Genomic DNA, 17,006 nt, shown 5'->3' with positions numbered 1-17,006 from the left:
CTACTTTATGAGTAATGTTGGAATTTGGATAACTGTTGCCATAGTACTGTTTGTACTTGGTTCAATTTTTGGCTTACGTGTTAGCCCAAGAGAAAAAGCATTGGGGATGATGCGCGATCAAGCACGCAAAATGGGATTGCACCCACGTTTGATTGTCGCGCCTGAATGGACCAATATTCCGATGGCATCTGAAAAGCGCGCCAGTATGGTGGCTTATTATAGTGTGCTCATTCCTGATGCTCGTTTAGCATTAATGCGGGCAAGAGTCTTTGATGGCAAACTTCAAGTCGTGCAAGGTGATCAGAAATTTAATGACTTACCCATTGCATTAAAAGGAGTTTATGCTATTGATATGCAGGCAAACTGTGTGGGAGTGTATTGGGATGAAGAAAGCGATCTCCGTGCTACCCAACTTGACGCAATGAAAACGTATTTACACGAACTAGCACAACGCTAATTATTTGATTGATCATAGGAAAAACGATTTATTATGGCGAATACTCCACGCTCTGCTTCAAAAAGCACAGCAGCACCAGCCTCTGCTGCAACGAAACGTGCCTTAGTGATTGTGGAGTCGCCTGCAAAAGCGAAAACCATTAATAAATATCTAGGGTCACAATTTGTGGTGAAGTCGTCGGTGGGTCATGTACGTGATCTACCAACAGGCGGTGGGGCAAAGTCTACTGAAAAAAAGCCTGTAACACGCGCTAAACTTACAGAAGAACAGAAAGCTGAGAAAGCTCAAACTGCACTCATTAATCGTATGGGTGTTGATCCTGAACATGACTGGATTGCGCATTATGAAGTGCTTCCAGGTAAAGAACATGTCGTCGCTGAACTGAAAAAACTTGCCAAAGATGCTGATGCTATCTATCTCGCAACGGATTTGGATAGAGAAGGGGAAGCGATCGCGTGGCATTTAAGAGAAGTCATTGGTGGTGATGATAGCCGTTACCATCGTGTGGTATTCAACGAAATTACTAAAAATGCTATTCAAGAAGCATTTAAACAACCTACTCGTTTAGATATTAATCGTGTCAATGCTCAACAAGCACGTCGTTTTCTTGACCGTGTTGTGGGCTTTATGGTGTCACCCTTACTATGGGAAAAAATTGCACGTGGTTTATCTGCAGGGCGAGTTCAGTCTGTTGCTGTTAAATTAGTAGTTGAGCGTGAACGCGAGATCCGTGCTTTTATTCCAGAAGAATACTGGCAAGTTTTTGCAGATACTATTTCAAAGAAAGAAGACATTCGCTTAGAAGCGGTTAAGCAAGCAGGTAAAACACTTAAGCTTAAAAATAAAGCCGAAACCGATGCCTTACTCAGTGTATTAAAAGATGCTGAATATAAAGTGGCTTTGCGTGAAGATAAACCAACCAAAGTTAATCCGAGCGCCCCTTATATCACTTCAACCTTACAACAAGCGGCGAGTACGCGTTTAGGTTTCTCTGTGAAGAAAACCATGATGCTAGCGCAGCGTTTGTATGAAGGTGGTTTTATTACCTATATGCGTACAGACTCTACCTTTTTGAGTGATGATGCTGTGAATATGGTGCGTAACCATATTCAACAAAATTTTGGTGAAAAATACGTCCCTGCCAAGCCAAATCGCTATGGCAATAAAGCGGGGGCACAAGAAGCCCACGAAGCGATTCGTCCATCTGATGTTGGTTTGACTGGCGATAAACTTGCGGGCGTAGAGCGTGATGCACAGCGTTTATATGATTTGATTTGGCGTCAATTTGTTGCCTGTCAAATGACACCAGCAGAATATTTATCTTCGACGTTGACTGTTGAAGCGTCAAATGTTGAGTTAAAGGCCAAAGGCCGTACACTGGTATTTGATGGTTTTACCCGTGTTCGTGGTGCCAATAAATCTGATGATGATGTCTTGCTTCCTGCTGTAAAAGTTGGTGAAGTACTGAAATTAGAAAAGCTTGATCCGAGCCAACATTTTACCAAACCGCCTGCGCGTTTTACTGAAGCATCTTTAGTTAAAGAATTAGAGAAAAAAGGCATTGGTCGTCCATCGACATATGCTGCGATTATTTCAACGATTCAAGATCGTGGCTACGTTAAGCTTGAAAATCGCCGTTTATTCGCTGAGAAAATGGGTGAAATCGTTACAGATCGTCTAGATGAAAGTTTCAATAACTTGATGAATTATGCATTTACGGCTGATTTAGAAGGGCAACTTGATAAGGTTGCAACAGGTGAACGTAACTGGAAAGACCTATTAGACACATTCTATGGCGACTTTAAAAAGCGTTTGACTAATGCTCAAGGTGAAGACGGTATGCGCCGTAATCAACCTGTTGAAGTGGCTGATGTGGCTTGTCCTGAATGCTCGCGCCCTATGCAAGTTCGTACAGGAACCACAGGGGTGTTCTTAGGATGCTCTGGTTATAATTTGCCACCGAAAGAGCGTTGTAAAGGTACTTTAAATCTTACACCTGTCGAATCATTGGCTGCATTGTCGGATGATGATGGTGCGGAAACTGCCGATCTCATGTCAAAACATCGCTGTCCAAAATGTGGTACAGCAATGGATAGTTATGTGGTTGATGGCGGTCGTAAATTACATGTTTGCGGTAACAATCCAGATTGTGATGGCTACGAACTTGAAGAAGGCGAATTTAAAATCAAGGGCTATGATGGTCCGACCATTCCATGTGATAAATGTGATGGTGAAATGCAGCTAAAAACAGGTCGTTTTGGTCCTTATTTCGCTTGTTCAAGCTGTGATAATACGCGTAAGGTTCTCAAGAGTGGTCAACCTGCTCCACCGCGCGTAGATCCAATAAAAATGGAACATTTGCGTTCAACTAAGCATGATGATTTCTTTGTGTTGCGCGATGGCGCTGCTGGTTTGTTCTTGGCTGCAAGTAAATTCCCGAAAATTCGTGAGACACGAGCACCAAAAGTGGCGGAACTACGTAGCGTTGCAGATCAACTCGATGCTAAATATCAATTTTTACTACAGGCACCTGATGTCGATCCTGAAGGTAATCCAACTGTAGTGAAGTTTAGCCGTAAGAACCAAGAGCAATATGTAGGTTCTGAAACAGTCGAAGGTAAGCAAACCAAGTGGAGTCTTGTTTTCCAAAATGGAAAATGGGTTGAAGCCAAGTAGTGATAAAATTAAAATGCTAGCAACTCGCTAGCATTTTTTATTAAACGAATAAAATAAGAATAGAAGATTTATTGGGGTGAGATGCATGTGGAAAAATATTCGAGTTGCATGTTTATTGATTGTATTGTTGATAGTCGCTGTAAATGCTTATCGCGATCAAAATCAGGATTGGAACCAACCGATTAATATTCTACTACACCCAATTAATGCTGACGGACTTCCGACCACTGAAAAATATATTCAACAATTACAGTCGGATGGTTTTGCTGAAGTAAAATATTATTTAGAAAAAAATAGTCAGCAATATCGTGGGCAAAGTAGTTACTTCATGGTTCAGGTTGGGCGTGAGTTATCTGAAACACCGCCAAAAATGTCAGAACAACCTAGTCTTTTAAATAACATTTTGTGGAGCCTTAAATTTCGCTACTATGCATGGAAACAGCATGAGTCTATCGATGGTTCACCGAGTTTAACCCTATATTTAAACTTTTATGATCCAAAACAAACGCGAGAGTTAAAGCATTCAACGGCATTGGAGCGAGGGCGAATTGGCTCAGTTAATTTATTTGCTTCACTGAAACAAGCCGATCAAAACAATGTGGTCTTAGTGCATGAATTACTTCATGGATTTGGTGCAACCGATAAATATAATCTAAACACTGGTGAACCCATTTTTCCAATCGGTTATGCTCAATACGATAAACAGCCTTTATATCCGCAAACTGAGGCTGAAATTATGGGAGGTAGAATTCCTTTATCAGAACATAAAAGTAAAATGCCAAATGATTTAGAGCAAACCGTTGTTAGTGTGCTAACCGCGCAGGAAATTGGCTGGATTAAATAAATTGTGGATAAGTTTCGACTTATCCATAAATGAAAAACTAAACAAAAATGAGTGTAATCAAAACTGTGCTTTTCTGACATTTCGTCATTATTTATCAACATCCTTTATACAATATCGTCAGTAAAACAAGCTCAAAATAAAGCTATAACATTGATGATAAAAGAGTAAATAATGATGAAAACAGTGGGTAACGATCTGATTCGCAATCAGCTACACGCTGATCGTAAATGGTATCTGTTATTAGGTGTCTTATTGGTTATTTTTGGTTTGGTTCTTTTAGCTGCACTGCCTTTTGCAACACTATCAGCAGTTCTGCTATTTGGTGTGCTGATGATGCTAGGTGGGATTTTACATTTTATTGCAGCATTTGTGGTATTTAAAGGTGGTACGCGTTGGTTATGGGCAATATTCGGCATTTTATATATTGCAGCGGGATATTTTGCTTTCACCACGCCTGTTATTACAGCCGTTGTTTTGACTAATTTACTGGCAATTGCACTGATTATTGCGGGGATCATTCGTACCGTGAATGCCTTTATTTTACGTCCCATTTCAGGTTGGGGATGGATACTCTTTTCAGGCGTATTAACACTCTTAACTGGTATTTTGATTCTATCATCATCTGATTCACCATTTTGGGTACTCGGTATGTTCCTTGCAATTGATATTTTATTTCAAGGGATTAACTACTTAACTTTTGCTAATGCAATTAAACAGCTTCCACATAGTTCAACGACGCTTTAATTCAATCATAATCATTCAAAATTTAAGAGCGTGTTGAGACATGCTCTTTTTGTTTTTGTTGCTGAAAAATATCCCTACAGCTTTAGTCTGCTAAAATAGCGATTCATTTCTTATCGACCAATTTTATGACGCTTGCCAAGCTAATTGATGAACTCAACCCTCAACAAAAACAAGCCGCCACTACGGTTGCGCAGAACTGTTTAGTTTTAGCAGGGGCTGGGTGTGGAAAAACTAAGACCATCGTGGCAAGAGCAGCATATTTAATTGATCAAGGTTTGCCAGCACAACAAATCCAAATTTTAACCTTTACTCGTCGCGCAGCCAGTGAAATTATTACTCGTGTAGAACAACACATGGGGGCACAAGCAAAAGGTTTACGTGCTTCAACATTTCATACCTTTTGTATGTATTTATTGCGTCGTAATCCACGTGCTTTTGGCTTGACCCAATTCAGTATTATTGATCGAGATGATCAATTACTGATGTTTCGTTTATTACGAGGTAAAGATAAAGGCAATGTTTTACCCAAAGCGGCTGAGCTGTGTGATTTATATTCTTATGCACGTAATACTAAAACCAAATTATCTGATGCTTTGGTTCAGCAATTACCGCAAGCCATTGAACATAAGGCCCCAATTGTTGAACTCATGAAGGCTTATGAACAACGTAAGCAAGAACGTAATTTTCTTGATTATGATGACATTCTCTCCATCGTGGCAGTGCACTTACAGAATTCACCAGAGTTAGTGAAATGGGTGACAGGCTTTTGTTCAGCTTTATTGGTCGATGAGATGCAAGATACCAACCCACTGCAATGGGCATTATTACAGCCCTTGGTGGGTAAGGTGAAATTATTCTGTGTAGGGGATGATGCACAATCCATTTATGGTTTTCGTGGTGCTGATTTTGAAAACATTCACCATTTTAAAGAGCGTGTTCCAGATGTTGAAGTGCTGACACTGGAAATGAATTATCGTTCAACCCAAGGCATTTTAGATTTATCCAATTGGTTACTCGAACAAAGTCAGATTGAATATGATAAACATTTGCGAGCTTATCGAGGACATGGCTTAAAACCACAGTTGCACATCCTCAGCAATGAATTTGAAGAAGCCAATTGGATTGTGCAAGATCTGAATCAACGGCATACCCAAGGTGCTGCTTGGGCAGAGCATATGGTTCTGTTACGTTCGGGTTTTAGTGGTCGTTATTTAGAAGGGGCTTTAATTGCGGCGAATATTCCATATCGATTTATTGGTGGGGTGAAATTACTTGAATCGGCGCATGTGAAAGATGTTTTGAGTTTACTTCGAGTCAGTGTTAATCCACAGGATGATTTAGCTTGGATGCGTTTTCTGACGCTGTGGGATGGCGTGGGTGATGTAGGTGCAAGTAAATTAGCGCAAGAACTGATTCAACTCCCTGATATTGAAGCGCGCTGTCAGCGATTAGAGCGACATGGCAAAGTGCCACAGCAAGCCATTTTGATCTTAATGCAATTGGATGTATTACAGCAGCATGTTGAAGCTTGTATCGGTTTGGCTTTGGATGCATTGAATGAACAATTAGAAAATAATTACAAAAGCAAAGATTGGTCGCGCCGAGTGAAAGATTTTGACCTCGTGAAACAGCTAGCACGTAAGCATCATGCACTTGGAGAATTTTTAGAAGAATACGTACTTGATCCCATATCAATTTCAGAAATTGATAAAACACCTGATCAAGACTTAGTCACTTTAATTACAATTCATTCTGCAAAAGGGGCAGAACAAAAAGTCTGTTATGTTCCGCATGTGTCTCCAAACCAATATCCACATGCACGGGCTCAAGGTGATTTTGACGATGTCGAAGAAGAGCGCCGCGTGCTATATGTGGCATTAACACGTGCCGAAAATGAGTTGATTTTAACCAAACAAAATTTAAATTTATGGTCGCAAGATCAATATGATGAGTTGGGTAGAAAGATAGAAAGCTACTTTCTGAATGATTTACCTCAACATTTAGTGGATACACACATTCATCGTGAGATTCCTCGTGCATATGGTCAAGCGAATCGCGTTAGACCCAATACAATCAATTTAGGTTTTGGCATAGATTTCGATTAAACTAGAACGATTCATTTCTTTTGATTCATCTCGTGGTGAATCATCTTTAGGTTTTAGCATGAAAATTTTAGTTCGCAATTTAGATCGTTTGGTGACAGACGCAGAAATCCTCGACTTATTTAAAGCATATGGCAAAGTAGAGTCTTGCGTGGTGGTTAAAGACGCTGAGACGGGTAAATCGAAAGGTTTTGGTTTTGTTGAAATGCCAAATCCACGTGAAGCGATTAAAGCTGTGAAAGGTCTAAATACTTTAAAACTAAAAGGTTATGGTATTAAAGTAAAAATAGCGGAAGATAAAGCTTAACTTTAGATGCTCAGGCAATATACCGCTTTATCTATTGTTGCTCCAAATGCTGAGCGAATTGTGCAAGGTCTTAGAACCTTGGAAGTTCGCTCATGGCAGCCTGAAAAATTACCACTTAAAGATGTAGTGATTGTCGAAAATCAAAACTTCCTTTTGAATGTGGGAGATGAAGAAATGGGGCGTGCTATACATTGGTTGATATTGAATCTACACATTTATGGCAATCTGATGAAGTAGGTGCAGCATGTGCCTCTTACTGGGCAGCAGGATATTTTGCTTGGGTTATTTCAAATGTCCGTCCTTTTAAGAAGCCTATTGATGTTGTGGCAAAACGGAAACTCTATAAAATTAAATTATAAAAAAAGGCAAAATATGAACAGATTTTTGATTGGTTTATTATTTTTATTTATGTTTCAGAATAGCTTTGCAATGCCTGAATATCGGGCAGAAATGAGAAAAAGACTACAAGAGCAAAAGGTATCCAAATTTAATTTTGAAGATGCTTCTGTATCAACCATGACCCATTTGATTCAACACCAGTTTGGTATCAATTTTAGTTTTGATGCAAATGTTGACCAAAATAAAACAGCTCCGATTCGTCTAAAAGACTCTAATTTTCTACAATTTTTAGAAGTGGGACTAAATAAGTTAGATATGCGCTATCAGGTCGTAAGCCCAAATCATATTAAAATTATGGCAAAAGCTCAGCAGGCAAATCAGCTTAATCCATCTCTTGATTCTCCTCCACAGCTTTGGTCAGACCATAAGCGATTAAAACTCACCGTTGGAGAGTGTGCTCAAAAAGGATATACCGCATTACAGAAATTGGGTTTCTCAAAGATTGTGCAGAATCAATATTATGTTTATGGTAATTCTCAAAATAATCGTGCTGCGGTGAAATGTGTTGATCTAGGTCAGCAGTCTTTTGTCTATGCAATGGTGGCGGGAGAAGATGTAAAACAAGTTGAGAAATTACGTAATCAAATTATTAAAGAACTATAATGTCAATAAATTTGCATATTCAAACTCAACAATTACTTTTACAATGCATTAAGTTGTATTCAAGATTGAATAGACCGAAGCAAAGGCTTTACTGAAAGGAGTTTGTTATGTCCCGTGTTGCTCGTTACCATGCCGATCGTACTAATCAAAAACTATATTTCGCTCGACTCGCATGTCAACAAGCAGAGCAAACCGAACATATTCAACAAGCGCAGGCTCATCGTGAATCTGCAGTATTTCACCTACATGGTGCGATTTTAGCCTTCCTACAAGAATTGGTGCGTTACTATCGTTTAAATGATTTGCAGCCCACTTTTAAGTCAATTGAAGCGCATATGGCGGACAAAGGACAGGTTTCACCAGAGGTCACTGTATTGCAGCAACTTGCCAAAGATGGCTTTATTGCTGAGTTAAAACGTGCATACCGTATGTGCCAATATGCACCTGAACCGACATCACCTGAACCTGAAAGTGAAACTTCTTCTAATTTAATTATCAAAGTGACACAAAGTCCTCAAGCTTGGCTGCCAGATGCAAAGATTCTTCGTGAATGGCATCGTGAATTGAGTCATCTTATTGATGGTTTTCGTAACGAGATGGTTGAGTTTTAAGGCGAATAAAGCATAGGCTTGAAATATGGGCAAACAGCACTTATATAAATAAGACGTGAGATTGCAAAGTACAAGGGTGCTTTGCCACCATGTTGAAACATGGAGTAATTGTATGTCAATGCAACAGTTAAAAGAGTTATTCGGTAGTCAGGAAGCAATTCTTGAGTTAGTTCAGCTTGAAGGTGGTGAGCTTGCGTTACGTAACGCAGGTTCTGAAGAAGAGCCTTTGGTCAAAATTCAATTTAGTGAAGACGTTAAAAAGATCTTAGGTGATCAAACGCCAACAGTTGCTCAACATATGATTCAGGCAGCATTATTTGGTTTGTTAGAAAAACAGATGAATCAGCAACAAGCTGAAGTTGTCGATGAACAACCACAATATTTTAGTTAGATCCGAATAGTTCAATAAAAAAGCGTATATTAAATACGCTTTTTTTATTCTTAGGGCATCTTAATGCGCCGTAGACTGATGTGCTAATTCAATTTGATTGAGAATATGATGACTCATATTTTTAGCCATTTCCTCTTTCGCATAGAAAACTTCACCGATATTTTCATTACGAATAACAGCAGCTTCTTCTTTGCTTTCAGCGCAGACCAATACTTGTATTTCTGGGTTAAGTTGTTTGGAAATATCGACGATTCGATGAATATCTAAAATATCCATCGGTGAAATGACCAGTAAACGTGCATGCTGGATATGAGCTTGAATCAAAACATTGGGTTCGGTTGCTTCACCACTCACCGCCGCAATCCCTTGCTCACGTAATTTTTCAACGATCTCACGGTTTTCTTCAGCAATGACGACTTTGATATTTTGTTGAATTAAATTTTCAGTAATTCGACGTCCCACACCACCATAACCAATAATCACCACTTGATCTCTAAGGTAAGCCTGATCAAGCTCATCTGGAAGCATGGCCAAGGGATCAGCGCTACGTTCCAACATACGAGCTAAATGTGAACGTGCACGAATCCAACGTTGCACAGGTTCAATTGCAGAGAAAATAAACGAGTTGAGCGTGATAGAAAATAATGCCCCGGCAAGAATTAAGTTCTGTGCATCAGCTGTAAGCAATCCAAGAGATAAGCCCAGTGTGGCTAAAATAAAAGAGAATTCACCAATTTGCGCCAAACTTGCGCCTACAGTTAAAGCTGTATTGAGTGGATATCGGAAGAATAAAACCAATGCCATTGCGGCTAAGGTTTTACCGACCATAATAATGGTAACCACAGCTAAAATACGCAAAGGCTCTTCAACTAAAATTCGAGGGTCGAAAAGCATGCCCACAGAGACAAAGAAAAGGATGGCAAAGATTTCACGCAAAGGTAGGGTTTCTTCTTCAGCACGATGACTAAAGTCAGATTCTTTAACCACCATTCCCGCAAAGAAAGCACCAAGTGCCATTGATACGCCAAATACAGCGTATGAACCATAGGCAATCGAAACGGCTGCGGCAACCACTGTTAACGTAAATAGCTCACGAGAGCCTAAGCGAGCGACGAATTGCATGATAATAGGTACAAGTCGCTTGCCGATAATGAGCATAAATGCAATAAAGCCAGTGACTTTAAGGAGTGTGATTCCAATGGTAGCCCAAATGCTTTGAGACGGATCAGTACCTGGCAAAGCATGCCCACCAAGCAAAACAGCAATAGCAGGCAATAACACCAAAGCTAAGACCATGACGAGATCTTCAACCAATAGCCAGCCAACTGCAATTTTACCATTCACAGAGTCGAGTAAACCTCGATCACCTAATGCTTTGAGTAATACCACTGTACTTGCGCAGGAGAGGCTTAAACCAAAAATCAGTGCTGAGCCAAAGCTCCATCCCCAAAACATGGAAACGCCAATACCTAAGACGGTTGCAACCGCAATTTGTAAGATGGCACCGGGTAAGGCAATGCGTCGGACTTGGAGTAAATCATTTAAGGAGAAATGCATCCCTACGCCGAACATTAAAAACATTACTCCAAGTTCGGCAAGCTGATTTGCAAGCTGGATATCTCCCACGACTCCGGGCGTATTTGGGCTAATGATAATGCCAGCAACTAAATAACCAATTAAAGGAGGTAAGCGTAAGCGTGCTGCGATATAGCCAAAAATAAGTGCCATACCAAAACCAACAGCAAGCAAAATAATTAAATCAACATCATGTGGCATTGAAACTCCTTAATCATTGCGGTTAAGGTACAAATAAATGAGCATAAAACATGCCAAGAAAACTTCGAATAAATTGTAACAAGTAAAATCGAATTTGTTGATGACAATTTTTTTAATTATCAAAAAAAATCATGTAAATCTTTTAGGCTGTATTTGAGTATCCAAATTTTAGACATAAAAAAACGGTTTCAGAAGAAACCGTTTTTTTTAAGAGAACTAAAATTATTTAATTTTAGCTTCTTTGAAGATTACGTGTTGACGGATTTTTGGATCAAATTTTTTGATTTCCATTTTTTCCGGCATAGTACGTTTGTTCTTAGTAGTGGTATAGAAATAACCTGTACCAGCTGTAGAAACGAGGCGGATTTTATCACGCATTGTTCAGACTCCTTAGATCTTTTGACCTTGAGCACGGAGATCAGCAACAACTTTCTCGATACCCAATTTATCAATAATACGCATACCTTTAGTGGTTAAACGAAGACGTACAAAACGCTTTTCGCTTTCTAACCAAAAACGGTGGTGGTGCAGGTTCGGCTCGAACCGGCGTTTGGTTTTGTTGTTTGCGTGCGATACGTTGTTACCAACGATTGGACGCTTGCCGGTAACTTGGCAAACCTTAGACATGGTGAACTCCATTGCTAGTTTATATAGCACTGTTTCGTGCAACTAGCCATTCAAGTAAACGGATGAAATCATTCAAGGGGCGTTTTATACCAAAAATACGATTAAAAGACAAGCGAATTTGGTAAAAACAGGGCATGAGCGAGTGTGATAGCTCATGCCTTGATCATCTTAACGAAATAGTGTTTTCAAAAGCAGTTTATGTGCTGGTTTGTTATACGGTGGAAGAATGAATTTTAAACTATACAGTTTAGGGCTGACCGGGTTAGACATCATAGAACGTTCATGAGAGAAGCTAAAGAAACCTTCCTTACCGTGATATTTACCCATACCAGATGCGCCAATACCACCAAATGGAAGGTCGTCTTGAGCAACATGCGTCAATACTTGATTGATGCCGAAATGACCTGAGTGTGTGCGACTAGCGATGTAATCAGCACGGGCGCTATCCACATCAAAATAATAAAATGCCAGTGGGCGTGGACGATCATTAATGAATTTAAGTGCATCATCAATATGGTCGTATTCTAAAACAGGAAGAATTGGACCAAAAATTTCATTCTTCATGATGTCCATTTCAGTCGTTACACCTGTTAATAAGGTTGGTGCAATTTTACGAACTTCAGTTAAAGATTCATTTTTTGAGTTTAACTCAACAATATTTGCACCTTGGTTACGCGCATCTTCTAAATAACCCTGTAAACGATTGTATTGTTTGTCATTTACAATAGAGGTGAAGTCTTTGTTATCACGTAAAGTTGGATACATTGTGTTAACGAAATCATTGTAATGCTTAGTAAACTCAGCAGTTTTACCTTTAGGTAAGAACATATAATCTGGTGCAACACACGTTTGACCTGCATTCCATAGCTTTCCTACCGCAATACGTTGCGCAACATCGCGAATATTCATGCTTGAATGAACAAGGGCAGGAGATTTACCGCCTAATTCTAAAATTACGGGCACTAAATTTTCAGCTGCAGCAGCCATGACTGTCTTACCAACAGACGTTGAGCCAGTGAAAATCATTTTATCAAATGCAAGATGACTGAATGCATCTGAAATTCTTCCCCCACCGTTAACTACAGCAACCAATTCTTGTGGGAATGCTTCTGCAAGGGCATTTTCAAGTACATAACCAAAATGTGAAGAGGCACTTGAGATTTTAATCATGGCATGGTTGCCTGCCGCCAATGCACAAATTAATGGACCTAAAGATAATAAAAGTGGATAGTTCCATGGCGCAATAATTCCGATTACACCTAGAGGTTGATATTCTACCCAGCCTTTTGCTGGTTGGTGTAACATGCTGATATGGCGTTTAGATGGTTTCATCCATTCAGTTAAGTTCTTGCTATAGTATTTAATATGCTCTAAACAAGTAAGAACTTCACCTATTTTGGTTTCCATGATGGCGCGGTTGCCATAATCTTGACTAATTGCGTTAGCAAATTGATCTTGATATTTTACCAAGATATTTTTAAGTCGAGCTAAGCGTTCAATACGTTCCTTTGCGCTTGGTACAGGATGGCGTTGGTAAGCTGCTTTTTGCTGCTCAAGCAAATCATGTAGCCGTTGCACATCAACATGAGGTGTCATAGCGGTTGTTTTTGTTTGACTGTTCATAGGAGTTGACCAAAAGAAAACTTATTATTTTTTAATTTTTAGAGTAAATACTCTAAAGTGTCAAGTCGCTTTATAGGTTTGTTTTATAACCTATTGATAATGTTATAGATGGTTAATATCAATGTCGAACGCTAAACCGAACAAAACAAAAGATCGAATTTTGCAAATCAGTTTGCAATTGTTTAATGAGCGTGGTGAGCGTTCGGTCACAACAAATCACATTGCGGCTGAGTTAGGCATCAGTCCTGGCAATTTGTATTATCATTTTCGGAATAAACAAGAAATCATTAAAGAGTTGGCTCAACAATATCAGGCTGAAACCTTGGAAATGTTGTCATTACCAACAGATCGTCCTCTAAATGCCAATGATAAAATTAGCTATTTTCAAGTGCTGAGTAATCAATTGTGGGCATATCGATTTATTCATCGTGATGTATATCATCTTGTTGAAAATAATGAAGACTTTAGAAAGATTTATCCACGGTTTGCTGGGCAAGTCATGCAGCAGGGGCAGCGAATTTATCGTGCTTTCGTCGATGCTGGCTTGATGAAAATGACCGATTCTGAAATTGAAGCTTTGATTATTAACTTGTGGATCGTTCTAACGAACTGGACCAACTTCTTATATATGTCGGGTCATATTAGCGATAATAATCGCCTCGAAGAAAAGTGGGTTTGGCAAGCATTGCGACAAATGGTGTTTTTAGAAGGACCATATTTAATGGGTGAAAGTCGCCAAACTTATGAGCAATTGTTGAAGTCTTTGGGTCCATCAGACTTATTTGCGAGCTTATCCAATCTGAAAAATGATGACGACGAGTAGCGTGTAGGTATTTAGTCATTGGCAAAAAAGCGCTAGAATGCTCCGCTTGATTTTAATTTGATTCGAATAAGTGATATTAACCACATGAACACGACTACTGCCCATACAGCACGATTACTCATTACTTGTGAAGACAAGCCGGGGATTGTGCAAGCTGTATCGAGCTTTTTGTATCATCAGGGAGCAAACATTACCGCACTTGATCAATACGCAACAGAAGCTCAAGGCGGACGTTATTTTATGCGTGTTGAGTTCGAGTTGGATCATTTGCATTCTCGTAAAGATGCACTCATGCAGACATTTGCTGCAAATGTTGCTGAACGTTATGAAATGCAATGGAAACTTACTTTTGTTGGTGAATTAAAGAAAGTTGGTATTTTAGTTTCTAAAGTTGACCATGCATTGTTAGAACTGTTGTGGCGTCATGCCCGTGGTTCTCTACCGTGTGAAATTACACAGGTTGTTTCAAACCATCCTGACTTGCGTGAAGCAGTAGAAAATTTTGGTATTCCATTCCATGTGGTGCCAGTCAATAAAGACAATAAAGTCGAAGCCTATGCCCAAATTAATGACATGATGCAAGGTAATGATTTATTGATCTTAGCGCGATATATGCAGATTTTGAGTGAAGACTTTGTTTCTCAATGGGAAATGAAAATTATCAATATTCATCATTCATTCTTACCTGCTTTTGTGGGCGCAAACCCATATAAGCAAGCGTATGAGAAAGGGGTGAAATTGATCGGAGCAACCGCACATTATGTGACTGCTGATTTGGATCAAGGTCCAATTATTGAGCAGGATGTTGAGCGTGTGAGTCATGATTATAACGTAGAACAATTACGTGAGTTAGGCGAAGACGTTGAACGTAATGTATTGGCGCGCGCGGTCAAATGGCATTTAGAAGATCGTATTATTGTTGACGGTAACAAGACGGTGGTTTTTTAAGTCATTATTAAGATATAAAAAGCATGCTGATTCAGCATGTTTTTTTTATGTGATTATTGTTATGTTATAACATTTTGCTTGTGATTAATTGATTATACTAAACTAATCAGATGTTTAGCTTTGGTTTGTAAAAAAATAGTTGCAAATGAAAACACTTCTCATTTATTATTACGGCACTTTCATTGTTCTATCCGATGAGTGAGATCGTTTTTTATTTTAAGAAGCGCCACCATCTATTAGGTACTTAGATTCTTATGAGTCCATCTCCTGCAACATTAAATACATCAAACCCGATGAAAAAGAGAATCATTGCTGCCATCGTTGCAGTTGTGATTGGACATGTGGGAGTTTTGTGGGCGGTGAGCCACATGAAAACGATTGAATTAAGACCAATCGAAAAAGAACCGCTTAAGGTGAAGTTCGTTAAAATTAAAGAACCACCTAAACCTGAGCCACCGAAACCAAAAGAACAGCCGAAGCCTGAACCTAAAAAAGAAGTGAAGGAAGTTAAAGTTGTTGAAAAACCTTTACCTCCACCGAAGAAGATTGAAAAGGTTCAACAGGTAAAAGAAGCAGCAAAACCTGTACTTCAAAAAACTGAACCAAAGATTGAGCCTAAAGTTGAAACCAAAGTTGTTACGACTGTGACTGAGAAAGTGGTTGAAAAACCACAACCTGCTCAGGAAGTGGTTAAACCTCAACCAGTAGCAGATCCATCTCCAAAACGTGTATCGATTGGGGGTTCAGGGGTTCAGTGGAGTCGATCACCAAAATTATCTGTAACAGCTAAAGATTTAGATAACCAAACACGTTCAGTAATGGTCTTAATCGAGGCTGACGAAAAAGGTAAAATTACGAATGTCCGCATTACGCGCACAAGTGGTTTACCGAGTTTAGATGAAAAAGTATTACGTGCTGTAAAAAGTGCAAAGTTTAAACCTTATATGGAAAATGGTGTTGCTTATCCTATTCGAGCTGAGCAGCCGTTTGATCTTAGTCCTTAATAAATTTGCGTCCTAGTGACAGATTAAATCAGGAGTTCGTATATGAACTTTTCAGTTTATTGGCAACATGCAGATGCAGTAAGTAAAACACTGTATTTCATCCTTTTAGCGATGTCGATTGCGACGTGGACTATTTTCATTCTGCGCATTTTAGGTACACGCCAGTTAAAGCAACAGGCGTATGGTCAACTTGTTCAAGCTTTGGCGACGCTTAAAGCGAAGTTACAGCCTTTATCATTTGAACAGCGTAAAGCAGTTGCTGAACAAGCATTGCTTCGCCAAATCTCTGCTGAGAAATCTCAAGCAGAAAAAGGTATATCAGTACTGGGTACAATTGCTTCACTTGCACCGTTTGTGGGTTTGTTCGGTACAGTATGGGGAATTTTCCATGCGCTTGTTGCTGTCGGTAAAAGCGGACAGGCTGGTTTAGCTCAGGTTGCAACACCAGTAGGTGAAGCATTGATCATGACAGGTCTGGGGCTTGCAGTAGCGATTCCTGCGGTGATGGCTTATAACATTTGTGTACGTTTCAATCGTGGCTTGGCACATGATTTACAAGACCAAGCGCATAGTTTGTTAATCGATACCATGTTGCAGCAAGAAACGATTACAAAAGCAGAAACTAAATCAACTCAACAAAGTTTAGTTGGAGGTCAAGCTTAAAATGGGCTTTCAATTGGGTGAAGACCACGATAGTGGCATGAATGAGATGAACCTCATTCCTCTGATCGACATTATGTTGGTATTGATGATTATCTTTTTAGTCACAGCAACGGTTGCTAACCCATCAATTCCATTAGCTTTACCAAAAACAACAGCTGAAATTATAGATCCGCCACCGAAGGCAATTACCATTAGTATTAATGAAAATGGTGAAGTGGCTTGGGATGCGCAAATTATTAGCTTAGATGAGCTGCAAAAACGCTTTGAAGAAGCTGGGCAGGCAGAAACAAAACCGACAGTGCAGTTACGTGCAGACAAAGAGTCTAAATACGATACGGTTGCACAAGTGATGTCTCGTGCCAGTGAAGCAGGTTTAAGTGATATTGCGTTTGTGAGTGAAAACTAAGA

18 protein-coding genes and 1 pseudogene are annotated in these 17,006 nt (G+C 39.5%); 15 read left to right on the top strand and 4 right to left on the bottom strand.

Translation table 11 applies throughout. From position 1 onward, the window contains the following. Positions 1-7: 7 nt before the first annotated feature. From NGC85_RS14515 to NGC85_RS14470, 10 genes and pseudogenes are all read left to right on the top strand, one after another. Positions 8-457, top strand: coding sequence for an ammonium transporter (locus NGC85_RS14515; RefSeq protein WP_254732088.1), 450 nt, complete (start codon positions 8-10; stop codon positions 455-457). A gap of 33 nt (positions 458-490) precedes the next feature. Continuing rightward, on the top strand, positions 491-3,133 hold the full coding sequence (topA, locus tag NGC85_RS14510; RefSeq protein WP_254732086.1) for a type I DNA topoisomerase: 2,643 nt from the start codon (positions 491-493) through the stop codon (positions 3,131-3,133). 85 nt (positions 3,134-3,218) lie between these two features. Then, positions 3,219-3,977, top strand: coding sequence for a hypothetical protein (locus tag NGC85_RS14505; protein ID WP_254732084.1), 759 nt, complete (start codon positions 3,219-3,221; stop codon positions 3,975-3,977). A 171-nt stretch (positions 3,978-4,148) separates the two neighbouring features. Then, entirely contained in the window at positions 4,149-4,721 is a 573-nt protein-coding gene (locus NGC85_RS14500) for an HdeD family acid-resistance protein (protein WP_254732082.1), read from the top strand. A gap of 125 nt (positions 4,722-4,846) precedes the next feature. Further along, positions 4,847-6,826 carry an ATP-dependent helicase gene (locus tag NGC85_RS14495; protein ID WP_254732080.1) on the top strand — a complete coding sequence of 660 codons (1,980 nt, stop codon included), beginning with the start codon at positions 4,847-4,849 and terminating at the stop codon, positions 6,824-6,826. 58 nt (positions 6,827-6,884) lie between these two features. After that, complete coding sequence (locus NGC85_RS14490) at positions 6,885-7,130, top strand: RNA-binding protein (RefSeq protein ID WP_005051299.1); 246 nt, start codon at positions 6,885-6,887, stop codon at positions 7,128-7,130. 6 nt (positions 7,131-7,136) lie between these two features. Further along, positions 7,137-7,489: pseudogene (locus NGC85_RS14485) on the top strand (ASCH domain-containing protein). A gap of 13 nt (positions 7,490-7,502) precedes the next feature. Beyond that, positions 7,503-8,132 (top strand): hypothetical protein, encoded by a 630-nt coding sequence (locus tag NGC85_RS14480; RefSeq protein WP_254732078.1) that lies wholly within the window; start codon positions 7,503-7,505, stop codon positions 8,130-8,132. A 107-nt stretch (positions 8,133-8,239) separates the two neighbouring features. Next, complete coding sequence (locus NGC85_RS14475; protein WP_005061295.1) at positions 8,240-8,743, top strand: DUF6586 family protein; 504 nt, start codon at positions 8,240-8,242, stop codon at positions 8,741-8,743. Positions 8,744-8,855: 112 nt separating this feature from the next. Further along, the gene (locus NGC85_RS14470) at positions 8,856-9,134 is read left to right on the top strand and encodes a hypothetical protein (RefSeq protein WP_005051310.1); all 279 of its coding nucleotides are present in this window, start codon (positions 8,856-8,858) and stop codon (positions 9,132-9,134) included. Positions 9,135-9,194: 60 nt separating this feature from the next. Here the strand turns inward: NGC85_RS14470 and NGC85_RS14465 are convergent, their stop codons facing one another. The 4 genes from NGC85_RS14465 to NGC85_RS14450 form a co-directional block, all read right to left on the bottom strand. Next, positions 9,195-10,910 carry a cation:proton antiporter gene (locus NGC85_RS14465; protein WP_254732076.1) on the bottom strand — a complete coding sequence of 572 codons (1,716 nt, stop codon included), beginning with the start codon at positions 10,908-10,910 and terminating at the stop codon, positions 9,195-9,197. A 222-nt stretch (positions 10,911-11,132) separates the two neighbouring features. Then, complete coding sequence (rpmG, locus tag NGC85_RS14460) at positions 11,133-11,288, bottom strand: 50S ribosomal protein L33 (protein ID WP_003654787.1); 156 nt, start codon at positions 11,286-11,288, stop codon at positions 11,133-11,135. Between the two features lie 12 nt (positions 11,289-11,300). After that, positions 11,301-11,537 carry a 50S ribosomal protein L28 gene (gene rpmB, locus NGC85_RS14455; protein WP_004649871.1) on the bottom strand — a complete coding sequence of 79 codons (237 nt, stop codon included), beginning with the start codon at positions 11,535-11,537 and terminating at the stop codon, positions 11,301-11,303. 168 nt (positions 11,538-11,705) lie between these two features. Further along, positions 11,706-13,160, bottom strand: a complete 1,455-nt coding sequence (locus NGC85_RS14450; protein WP_169109930.1) for a coniferyl aldehyde dehydrogenase — start codon at positions 13,158-13,160, stop codon at positions 11,706-11,708. A 121-nt stretch (positions 13,161-13,281) separates the two neighbouring features. Between NGC85_RS14450 and NGC85_RS14445 the strand changes: the two genes are divergently transcribed. The 5 genes from NGC85_RS14445 (at position 13,282) to NGC85_RS14425 (ending at position 17,004) form a co-directional block, all read left to right on the top strand. Next, positions 13,282-13,983, top strand: coding sequence for a TetR/AcrR family transcriptional regulator (locus tag NGC85_RS14445; RefSeq protein WP_005051317.1), 702 nt, complete (start codon positions 13,282-13,284; stop codon positions 13,981-13,983). Positions 13,984-14,067: 84 nt separating this feature from the next. Continuing rightward, complete coding sequence (gene purU, locus NGC85_RS14440; protein WP_005051319.1) at positions 14,068-14,931, top strand: formyltetrahydrofolate deformylase; 864 nt, start codon at positions 14,068-14,070, stop codon at positions 14,929-14,931. A 254-nt stretch (positions 14,932-15,185) separates the two neighbouring features. Further along, positions 15,186-15,935: an energy transducer TonB gene (locus NGC85_RS14435; RefSeq protein ID WP_254732074.1), complete on the top strand. Its 750-nt coding sequence runs from the start codon at positions 15,186-15,188 to the stop codon at positions 15,933-15,935. A 42-nt stretch (positions 15,936-15,977) separates the two neighbouring features. Continuing rightward, positions 15,978-16,598: a MotA/TolQ/ExbB proton channel family protein gene (locus NGC85_RS14430; protein ID WP_254732072.1), complete on the top strand. Its 621-nt coding sequence runs from the start codon at positions 15,978-15,980 to the stop codon at positions 16,596-16,598. Between the two features lies 1 nt (position 16,599). Then, positions 16,600-17,004 carry a biopolymer transporter ExbD gene (locus NGC85_RS14425; RefSeq protein ID WP_005051327.1) on the top strand — a complete coding sequence of 135 codons (405 nt, stop codon included), beginning with the start codon at positions 16,600-16,602 and terminating at the stop codon, positions 17,002-17,004. Positions 17,005-17,006 lie beyond the last annotated feature (2 nt).

Origin of the sequence: Acinetobacter sp. Z1, from assembly GCF_024296945.1 — a bacterium.
Lineage (GTDB): Bacteria > Pseudomonadota > Gammaproteobacteria > Pseudomonadales > Moraxellaceae > Acinetobacter > Acinetobacter beijerinckii.
The sequence above is the reverse complement of the archived record's forward strand: the minus strand, read 5'-3'. Positions and strand labels throughout refer to the sequence as shown.

Excerpts from the sequence above, each read along its gene's own strand:
- NGC85_RS14490 (WP_005051299.1), top strand. The coding sequence starts at position 6,885 with ATGAAAATTTTAGTTCGCAATTTAGATCGTTTGGTGACAGACGCAGAA.
- NGC85_RS14425 (WP_005051327.1), top strand. The coding sequence starts at position 16,600 with ATGGGCTTTCAATTGGGTGAAGACCACGATAGTGGCATGAATGAGATG.
- rpmB (WP_004649871.1), bottom strand. The coding sequence starts at position 11,537 with ATGTCTAAGGTTTGCCAAGTTACCGGCAAGCGTCCAATCGTTGGTAAC.
- NGC85_RS14515 (WP_254732088.1), top strand. The coding sequence starts at position 8 with ATGAGTAATGTTGGAATTTGGATAACTGTTGCCATAGTACTGTTTGTA.
- NGC85_RS14470 (WP_005051310.1), top strand. The coding sequence starts at position 8,856 with ATGTCAATGCAACAGTTAAAAGAGTTATTCGGTAGTCAGGAAGCAATT.
- NGC85_RS14435 (WP_254732074.1), top strand. The coding sequence starts at position 15,186 with ATGAGTCCATCTCCTGCAACATTAAATACATCAAACCCGATGAAAAAG.
- purU (WP_005051319.1), top strand. The coding sequence starts at position 14,068 with ATGAACACGACTACTGCCCATACAGCACGATTACTCATTACTTGTGAA.
- NGC85_RS14450 (WP_169109930.1), bottom strand. The coding sequence starts at position 13,160 with ATGAACAGTCAAACAAAAACAACCGCTATGACACCTCATGTTGATGTG.
- NGC85_RS14495 (WP_254732080.1), top strand. The coding sequence starts at position 4,847 with ATGACGCTTGCCAAGCTAATTGATGAACTCAACCCTCAACAAAAACAA.
- NGC85_RS14505 (WP_254732084.1), top strand. The coding sequence starts at position 3,219 with ATGTGGAAAAATATTCGAGTTGCATGTTTATTGATTGTATTGTTGATA.
- NGC85_RS14465 (WP_254732076.1), bottom strand. The coding sequence starts at position 10,910 with ATGCCACATGATGTTGATTTAATTATTTTGCTTGCTGTTGGTTTTGGT.
- NGC85_RS14500 (WP_254732082.1), top strand. The coding sequence starts at position 4,149 with ATGATGAAAACAGTGGGTAACGATCTGATTCGCAATCAGCTACACGCT.
- rpmG (WP_003654787.1), bottom strand. The coding sequence starts at position 11,288 with ATGCGTGATAAAATCCGCCTCGTTTCTACAGCTGGTACAGGTTATTTC.
- NGC85_RS14480 (WP_254732078.1), top strand. The coding sequence starts at position 7,503 with ATGAACAGATTTTTGATTGGTTTATTATTTTTATTTATGTTTCAGAAT.
- topA (WP_254732086.1), top strand. The coding sequence starts at position 491 with ATGGCGAATACTCCACGCTCTGCTTCAAAAAGCACAGCAGCACCAGCC.
- NGC85_RS14445 (WP_005051317.1), top strand. The coding sequence starts at position 13,282 with ATGTCGAACGCTAAACCGAACAAAACAAAAGATCGAATTTTGCAAATC.
- NGC85_RS14430 (WP_254732072.1), top strand. The coding sequence starts at position 15,978 with ATGAACTTTTCAGTTTATTGGCAACATGCAGATGCAGTAAGTAAAACA.
- NGC85_RS14475 (WP_005061295.1), top strand. The coding sequence starts at position 8,240 with ATGTCCCGTGTTGCTCGTTACCATGCCGATCGTACTAATCAAAAACTA.